The organism is Shewanella sp. 3_MG-2023 (assembly GCF_030548765.1).
GTDB lineage: Bacteria > Pseudomonadota > Gammaproteobacteria > Enterobacterales > Shewanellaceae > Shewanella.
Genome location: NZ_JAUOSH010000084.1, coordinates 1 through 893 on the forward strand (window position 1 = coordinate 1; position 893 = coordinate 893).

Here is an 893-nt window from a genome sequence, read left to right on the forward strand (position 1 = left end):
GTAACACGCCGCGATAAAGGTATCGCGACAGGTACTTTAACGCTGGCAGTCCTTTACCCACATGTTGGCAGTCTACCACCCACTTTTGGGGTATTGAGCTAGGGAGTTTGAGACTCAGTTTTGCCAGTTGCGCCAGCAGTCTTGCTCGCCACACGGTGGCAAGGTTAAAGGCGTTGAACAGGTATTTACCCTTGTTCTTTTTCCACTGTTTTTTGTGCTTATTAAAGCTGCCTGCCGGAATGATGAAGTGGATATGAGGATGCTTCTTATAACACAAGGGTCACGCCTTCGGTTATGGGTATGCAGCACGCCCGTAAATCCAATATCACCACCGAGTTGCTTTGAGTTTTTAGCAAAGTCTTTCAGTATGCTGGCTGCAACGGTAAACATGGTTTGATACATCAACTCGGATTGATGTTTAGCCGTTGCTCGCAACTCATAAGGCAAGGTAAACGTCACCATGTAATACTCCACGGGCAGGAGTTTAGCTTGCTGTTTGTTGAGCCACTCTGTCGTGGTGTTGTGCTGGCATTGCGGGCAACTGCGATGACCACATGACAGCGGGAAATCAGCAGTATGAGTGCAGCTGCGGCATGCCCACTGGCTGGTTCGCTCAGTATTGCTGCGACAATTAAGCATGGCGAAAATAGCTTGGCGCATGGATGATGTTATTTGACCATCATAAGCCTGATTAAAGGCATCGAGGTGGTCGCGTAAAAGTTCAATGAACTTCATAGGTTACACTCCCACTTGAGCACCAAATTATCAGTCAGTTGGTTAACAGATAGGGCAGTATTTTTTCGAGTGATAGTGGTGAGGCGGGTATAGCGGGCAGTGGTATTAAGGCTGTTGTGACCGAGCAGGCTTTGCACTGAGCGCAAATCTAGCCCTTG

At 48.2% G+C, this 893-nt stretch carries 1 pseudogene; it reads right to left on the reverse strand.

The annotated features are described in order from the left end of the window. Window positions 1-735 (reverse strand): annotated as a pseudogene (locus Q4591_RS20080) (transposase zinc-binding domain-containing protein); the annotation flags it as partial. Window positions 736-893 lie beyond the last annotated feature (158 nt).